Source organism: Clostridium sp., assembly GCF_050717535.1.
Lineage (GTDB): Bacteria > Bacillota > Clostridia > Clostridiales > Clostridiaceae > Clostridium_AD.
On record NZ_JBOITM010000061.1, the window covers coordinates 1 to 6745 of the forward strand.

At 29.8% G+C, this 6745-nt stretch carries 8 protein-coding genes, 1 rRNA gene, 1 pseudogene, 1 riboswitch and 1 other annotated feature; of the genes and pseudogenes, 7 read left to right on the forward strand and 3 right to left on the reverse strand.

Annotation, left to right across the window (positions count from 1 at the left end; translation table 11 throughout):
* Nucleotides 1-79 (forward strand): 16S ribosomal RNA (locus ACREVU_RS09000); the annotation flags it as partial.
* A 221-nt stretch (nucleotides 80-300) separates the two neighbouring features.
* Here ACREVU_RS09000 and ACREVU_RS09005 read toward each other — a convergent pair.
* Entirely contained in the window at nucleotides 301-921 is a 621-nt protein-coding gene (locus ACREVU_RS09005; RefSeq protein ID WP_431551260.1) for a cell wall hydrolase, read from the reverse strand.
* Nucleotides 922-1074: 153 nt separating this feature from the next.
* Nucleotides 1075-1202, reverse strand: a riboswitch (cyclic di-AMP (ydaO/yuaA leader).
* Nucleotides 1203-1568: 366 nt separating this feature from the next.
* Here ACREVU_RS09005 and ACREVU_RS09010 point away from each other — a divergent pair.
* Both ACREVU_RS09010 and ACREVU_RS09015 read left to right on the forward strand, forming a co-directional pair.
* A complete protein-coding gene (locus ACREVU_RS09010; RefSeq protein ID WP_431551267.1) occupies nucleotides 1569-1847 on the forward strand; it encodes a DUF1499 domain-containing protein in 279 nt (92 codons plus the stop codon).
* Between the two features lie 112 nt (nucleotides 1848-1959).
* Nucleotides 1960-2100 (forward strand): hypothetical protein, encoded by a 141-nt coding sequence (locus tag ACREVU_RS09015; RefSeq protein WP_431551261.1) that lies wholly within the window; start codon nucleotides 1960-1962, stop codon nucleotides 2098-2100.
* A 68-nt stretch (nucleotides 2101-2168) separates the two neighbouring features.
* Here the strand turns inward: ACREVU_RS09015 and ACREVU_RS09020 are convergent, their stop codons facing one another.
* Nucleotides 2169-2672 carry a tryptophan transporter gene (locus ACREVU_RS09020; protein ID WP_431551262.1) on the reverse strand — a complete coding sequence of 168 codons (504 nt, stop codon included), beginning with the start codon at nucleotides 2670-2672 and terminating at the stop codon, nucleotides 2169-2171.
* Nucleotides 2673-2835: 163 nt separating this feature from the next.
* Nucleotides 2836-3084, reverse strand: a binding site (T-box leader).
* Nucleotides 3085-3140: 56 nt separating this feature from the next.
* On the opposite strand from ACREVU_RS09020, the gene ACREVU_RS09025 reads away from it, so the two are divergent.
* Together ACREVU_RS09025 and mgrA are read left to right on the forward strand one after the other, a co-directional pair.
* Complete coding sequence (locus ACREVU_RS09025) at nucleotides 3141-3326, forward strand: DUF554 family protein (RefSeq protein ID WP_431551263.1); 186 nt, start codon at nucleotides 3141-3143, stop codon at nucleotides 3324-3326.
* Between the two features lie 97 nt (nucleotides 3327-3423).
* Nucleotides 3424-4422, forward strand: coding sequence for an L-glyceraldehyde 3-phosphate reductase (gene mgrA / locus ACREVU_RS09030; protein WP_431551264.1), 999 nt, complete (start codon nucleotides 3424-3426; stop codon nucleotides 4420-4422).
* Between the two features lie 62 nt (nucleotides 4423-4484).
* Here mgrA and uvsE read toward each other — a convergent pair whose 3' ends face one another.
* Nucleotides 4485-5447, reverse strand: coding sequence for a UV DNA damage repair endonuclease UvsE (gene uvsE / locus ACREVU_RS09035; RefSeq protein ID WP_431551265.1), 963 nt, complete (start codon nucleotides 5445-5447; stop codon nucleotides 4485-4487).
* 513 nt (nucleotides 5448-5960) lie between these two features.
* Between uvsE and ACREVU_RS09040 the strand changes: the two genes are divergently transcribed.
* Together ACREVU_RS09040 and ACREVU_RS09045 are read left to right on the forward strand one after the other, a co-directional pair.
* On the forward strand, nucleotides 5961-6182 hold the full coding sequence (locus tag ACREVU_RS09040) for a YdbC family protein (RefSeq protein WP_431551266.1): 222 nt from the start codon (nucleotides 5961-5963) through the stop codon (nucleotides 6180-6182).
* Between the two features lie 157 nt (nucleotides 6183-6339).
* A pseudogene (locus tag ACREVU_RS09045) lies at nucleotides 6340-6522 on the forward strand (hypothetical protein); the annotation flags it as partial.
* Between the last annotated feature and the right edge of the window lie 223 nt (nucleotides 6523-6745).

Consider the following 6745-nt stretch of genomic DNA (forward strand, 5'->3'; position numbering starts at 1 on the left):
GCCGAAGGTGGGATTGATGATTGGGGTGAAGTCGTAACAAGGTAGCCGTAGGAGAACCTGCGGCTGGATCACCTCCTTTCTAGGGAGTAGATGCAAAGACTTCGGTCAATGCAACAAGAAAAATATAAATTTATTTTTCAAAATGTCTACTGTAATTACTCGTAACCTATTCTCTGTTTAATTTTGAGAGACCAATATTTTAAAATAAGGAAAGAAATTACAAACACTATATAGTGTTTGTAATTTCTTTCCTTATTTTTGACTATGCTTATATATAAAAAAATTATAACAATACACGCATTAATAAGCAAATGTATGGTTGCCTATAATAACAGCTACTTTCTTTGAAGTTAACCATTTGTTTGTTATTGAATTTTCAAAAAAATACAAAGCACCATTGGTTGGATCTGTTCCTTTTAAAGATTCATATGCTGCTTTAGTTGCAGATGGACTAGCAACTTCATTAATTCTATGATCTAATACTGGTGAAAATTGATAGTAACCATTGCTTTGCTCGTTAATTACTCCACTAATATTAGTAGTGAACAGTGAACTTTGAACCCTGTTCACTACAACAGCTCCTACAGCAAGCATTCCATTGTAGCTCTCACCACCAGCCTCAGCAGTTATTAGTCTAGATAATAAGTCTACATCACTCTTAGAATACGAGATAACTCCAGAAGTTTGTTGCTTTTGTATAGGTTGTACACTTGTTGAAGAAACTGGAATTTTTAAAACTTCTCCAGGATAAATAGTATCGTTCCATTTATCATTTGCAGTTCTTAACGCATCCATAGATATACTATATTTTTCAGTTATGGAATATAGGGAGTCTCCACTAACTACTTTATAAGTATTAGTTGGAACTTCAAGTAATTGTCCAGAATATATGGTATAGTTTGATAATGTATTGTTTTTCATTAAATAATCAGTAGTTGTGTTATAAGCTTTGCTTATTTCACTTAACGTATCACCAGATTTAACTTGGTATGTGGCAGCATATACAGAGCCGCTACTTACTAATGCTAATGTTAACGTTAATAGAGTAGTTTTTAAATTTAATTTAATAATAACAAGTCCTCCTTTATAAGCCTGCGAGGTTAGTTGACGGATTCGGGTTAAAGGCACCCTACTCTAAATAAGAGATTCACCCCATAAGAGATCCCCCGTTCTCCATTTAGGAGATTCGGCTATGTAACGACTATATTATAACATAAAACGACAAAATAATCTATGCCAAAGTATAACTATGTAGGTAATATATGCAAAATAAAAAGGCTAGAGGTTAAACGCTATTAATTGAATTTAATAAGGATAGTTGACTTATTTATACTATTATATATAATAATTTTATAAGATTAATCGAATACGATATTGATTTAATTATTAAATTTAAAGTTTGGTGGTGGCGGTGTTTATGCAATATTATGATTTAAAATTAAATAATCAACTTTGTTTAAAATATACTCAGTGTCTAAGTCTATGACTAGATTATATAAACCAATACTTAGTAGGCTAAAATTAACTTATCCACAATGTCTTCACAAACATAAGAAAATGATAAGAAAATTGAGGCACTAGAATTTAAAGGCACTTTAGAGGATTCAAAAGAACAGATGGTTAAATTAATTGAAAATTATGGTAATGTAAAAATCATCGAAAATGAGTCGAATTATATGTATGTGGTCTTTACAACTGGAATAATAAAATTTCATGACGATGTAGAATTTTACTTTGATGAGAGTAAAAAGCTTATTCAGATTAGATCATCTTCAAGGATTGGATATTCTGATATGGGATTAAACAGAGAAAGATATAGCAAGTTAAAGGAATTTTATTATAAATAGAATTTTAATTTTGTATTTGGTTGCATGTTTTTTTTATAGTTGGAAACACTATAAAAGAATTAAGTAGTATTATAAGTGTTTTTAAATAAAAGAAGCAACTGGAGGTTTTATTTTGGATAATGAAAATAATCGAGAAGTAAGAAGAATAAAGCAAAAGGAAGGAAAAAAAACTTATATAAGTGAAGTTCAAGAATTTCACAAACCGGAAGATTATGAAGATGCTTTTAAAAAATATTATCCCAAACAAAAATAAAATCCTTAGATTTTTATTATTATAAAAAAATGTTAAAGCCCTCATGTAAGTGTGAGGGCTTTAACATTTTACAAATAACTTTTAATTGCTGGGTTAGTCATGATAAGTTTATGAAGGAAATACCCCATAAATGAATTAAGTACTGAAGTGGGAAGAACAATTGATACAAATAGTATTAAAAAAGGTGCTGGTAACCCAAATAGAATAAGTGCCGATCCTAGAAAAACACTTCCACTTATTATAGTTCCTAGAAAATAAATACATGTTAGTTTAAATGGAGAATTGTAATTGGAATTTTTATATATAACATATACAATTATTGAGGTTGCTGTCTTATCTATAATATTAGGCAATTGACCACCAGGAAAGGAAGTTGATAGTGCACATAAAACACCAGCGACTATTCCTGTAATAAAGGCAAGTTTAAAATCTTTTGTTAGAATTATGGACAAAATCATAAATACTAATAAGAAATCTGGTTTTATTCCCAATAATATACCCGGGGTAATTTGATGTAAAATAAGACCTATTGCAAGGAAAAGAGATGTTATTATTATTTTATTTGTTTTCATAAAAATTAGCTCCTTTTCAAAATAATTTAGATTTTTTTGTTGTTTTATTGTTTTATAAGCAAGTATCTTTCAGCACATCAACTCCACCCCCTTTATATTATTGAATTTTAATTGCTATTTTGGTTATGATTTAAAAATGAACATAAAAAAAACCTTTGCCCTATATTAGGGCGAAGGATATTCGCTGTACCACCTAAATTATGCTACAAAAAAACGTGCATATTTAATATTCAAGCACTAAAATGCTCTATCCCTTTTAACAGTGGGAATCCGATAACTACTACTCTCAAAATTTGATTTCGGGTTACTTCTAGCAGGTCCATTCACTAAAGTTATCAATACTGAGATTGCACTATCCCCAGCTCTCTTAAATTGCATTGCTTTAACTACTCTTCCTGTTCTATGAATTTATATTTTATTAATTTTTAAATATTTCAATTATTATATCACTAAAATAACAAGATGTAAATGTTATTAAACAAATTATATTTTATTACTTCCGTGGTAAATGAAATGTCTGCTATTGGTGGATTACTAATTGTAGAAATAGGTGCAAATATGTTAGAAATTAAAAGACTAAAAGTTTGTAACATGCTTCCAGCTATTTTCATGCCTCTTTTCTATTACATATTTAAAAGTATTGTTGGGTTTTAATAAAAGGTTAAAAATCAGTATAGAATTTGTGACCAAAAGAGGTATAATATGATAAGTTACATTTATAATAAAATTCAAAAAAGAGGAGACAAAAGTTATGGGATATACGGCTTCTAATAGTAGATATGATAAAATGATTTATAATAGATGTGGAAATAGTGGACTTAAATTACCTGCCATTTCACTGGGACTTTGGCATAATTTCGGATTCAAAGACTCTTTTGAAAACAGCCGACTTTTAATTCAAAAGGCATTTGATTTAGGTATAACGCATTTTGATCTAGCTAATAATTATGGTCCACCAGAAGGGTCAGCTGAAAAGAATTTTGGAAGAATACTAAAAATGGACCTTGCACCTTATAGGGATGAGATTATAATTTCTACAAAAGCGGGCTATTATATGTGGCCAGGCCCTTATGGTGACATGGGCTCTAAAAAATATTTAACTGCTAGTTTAGATCAAAGTCTGCAGCGTATGGGGCTTGATTATGTAGATATATTTTACCACCATAGACCAGATCAGAACACACCCTTAGAGGAAACAATGAATGCGTTAGACTTGATGGTTAGACAGGGAAAGGCACTATATATTGGGCTATCTAATTATAAGGCGGAAGATATGCAAAAGGCTATAGGTATATTAAAAAGACTAGGGACTCCATTTGTAATAAGTCAAGTATCTTATTCCTTGCTTAATAGGTGGATTGAGGAAAAACTTCAAGGAGTACTTGATGAGGCCGGAATAGGAACTATTGCATTTCGTCCATTAGCACAGGGATTACTTACAAATAAATATTTAAAGGGCATACCGTCAGATTCTAGGGCAGCAGGTTTCTCTAAATTTCTTAACTCAACGGATATTACGGAGGAAAAACTCAAGAAAATATTTATACTTAATGAAATTGCAAAAAAAAGAGGACAAAGTTTAGCTCAAATGTCTTTAGCTTGGATATTAAGAGGAGGAAAAGTTACATCTGCTCTTATAGGTGCTAGTAAAGTAAGTCAAATTGAAGATAATGTTGCAACCCTTGATAATTTAGAATTTACAGGGGAAGAGCTAAAAAAAATAGAACAGGCGCTAATAACTCTTTGTTAGCATAAAGAAAAGACTTTAAGAATAAAAATATTCTTAAAGTCTTTTCTTTATGCTTATGAATTTTAATTGAATTCTAAAGTACTATTATCCGTCCAAGTCCATTCAGGCTTAAGACTTTTAACCTCTTCTAAAAGTTTAAATAGTGCCAAATCAGCTTGCTTTGCCTCTATCATTATATCTACATCTATTTCTAGAGGTATACATTTTTCAACAAACTCAATAAATGCTGCTGCATCAATGTAATCTGCATGCTTCTTATCTTTTTCTCCAGTTTTAGGGCTGGAAAAATGCACTTTTACTGGTAGAAGTTCGTTAACCCAAGTAGAAAATATATCTACTAACATAGGTTCTAGTTCATCGCCACCATTATTGCAGTTATGATGATGTACATCTAGTACCATAGGTACTTTTATTTCTTTGCATATATTTAATACTTCTTTTGTAGTAAAGCTTTTGTCATCATTTTCAAATATTAATAACTTTGTTATTTCTTTTGGTAAGTTATTAAAATTCTTGAAGAATCTTTCTGTAGCAGCAGCTTTACCGCCTTCTTTACCACCAATATGCAATATCATTTTTCCAAGTGGGTAATTAATATCTGAAAAAAGATTTGCGTGGAACCAAAGACTCTTTTCAGTAGCTTTTATTACTTCTTCCTTAGAACTGTTTATAACATTGGATTCATCAGGATGCATATCAATTCTTAAATTATTATGGTTTATATAATTTCCAAGCCAATCAAAATCCATCTTTAAGATTCTCCTGAACTCCCAATCTGTAACTTCAGGATGAACCGCTAAGGGTATTAAAGCAGAAGTTATTCTATAAAAGTGAACATCGTTCTTTACAGTGTACTCTAGGATTTTATACAAATCATTGACGTTAGATACCGCTACCTTTTGTAGTTTTTCAAGCTTATCTCTATCCGTCGATTGTTTAGTATATGTAGAATAAGTTACTGTGCTGGCAGAAGTTATTTTTACTGCCTTTAAAGCCGTAGCCACGTAGCCTAATCTTATGTGCATAATATCACTCCTCATATAATATAGTTATACCTGTGAATATAAATTAAAACATCTCCATTAATTGATATTCTTAATATATTTAATTGTTACTCAATCACATTGAAATCCATTTTGGGACTTATAATATTCTTTAATAAGTATATTTTTATAGTTATATTACTGCCATAATAAAATCAACTAATAATATTGTTTAAAATATTTTAAGTGTGGCAAAATATTCACTAAGATAATAGCTTTCTATAAATTTCATATTTTAAAATCTAGAAACAACATTAAAAATGTTTTTTTTAAAATATCTTATTAAATAAATATAGAATTTGAATAGATGTTTAATTAAACCCATATTTAATCATATCACAAAAGCATAGTGCGTGTAAAACGATTTACAAATATAAGGGGATTTTTTTCTAATAAATATTTGAATTATAGCTTTTTCTGTTAATATAATATAATATTAGCTCTATATTGATATAATAATTAAAATATGACTAATATTATTAATGGAGGTATAACGTGGCAGATATTAAATATGAAATCGAAAAAAATTTAGGAGCACTTTCAGAAGTTGGTAAATCATGGCGAAAAGAATTAAATCTTATAAGTTGGAATGATAAGGAAGCTAAGTATGATATTAGGGATTGGTCTCCAGAACATGAGAAAATGGGAAAAGGAGTTACTCTCTCTAAAAAAGAACTTATAAAACTTAAGTCATTACTCAATGAAATGAATTTGTAGAAAATATATTTGATAAATAATAAAAAAATAAGCTTATGCAAACAAGATATGGTAATTATACGATACCTTGTTTTTTTATATTTAAAATCTAACGGCTTATCTGATAACTAAAATTCAAAACACCATTGTTTAAAAAATAACAATATTATCTACTATTGCAGCAGTTAAAGCAGGTGCACCAAAAGGAATAATAGCTTGGATAGACGAGCCATCAGTAGAGCTTTCCCAAGTTGTTATGAGAGAGTCGGATATAATACTTGCAACAGGTGGACCAGGTATGGTTAAAGCAGCTTATTCTTCAGGAAAACCAGCTATTGAAATTGGTACAGGAACTAGTCCAAGATACCCATTAATCAGTGAGCTTAAACAAATGTATATTAATGTATTCGAAAAATAAATGGACTAATATACAAAAAGGTAGCACCACATGAAAATGGGTTCTTACTGAGCTTTGGGTGTTTCCTAATATTAAGAATGAGCAGGTAGTTTATACACTATCTGCTCATTTTTATATTAAAGCAGATAAACTAAATTCTTTATCTTTAGGAAGAAATGCAAGTTTA

Coding starts and splice junctions, on each gene's coding strand:
- ACREVU_RS09005 (WP_431551260.1), bottom strand. CDS start 921: ATGAAAAACAATACATTATCAAACTATACCATATATTCTGGACAATTA.
- ACREVU_RS09020 (WP_431551262.1), bottom strand. CDS start 2,672: ATGAAAACAAATAAAATAATAATAACATCTCTTTTCCTTGCAATAGGT.
- ACREVU_RS09025 (WP_431551263.1), top strand. CDS start 3,141: ATGTTATTAAACAAATTATATTTTATTACTTCCGTGGTAAATGAAATG.
- mgrA (WP_431551264.1), top strand. CDS start 3,424: ATGGGATATACGGCTTCTAATAGTAGATATGATAAAATGATTTATAAT.
- uvsE (WP_431551265.1), bottom strand. CDS start 5,447: ATGCACATAAGATTAGGCTACGTGGCTACGGCTTTAAAGGCAGTAAAA.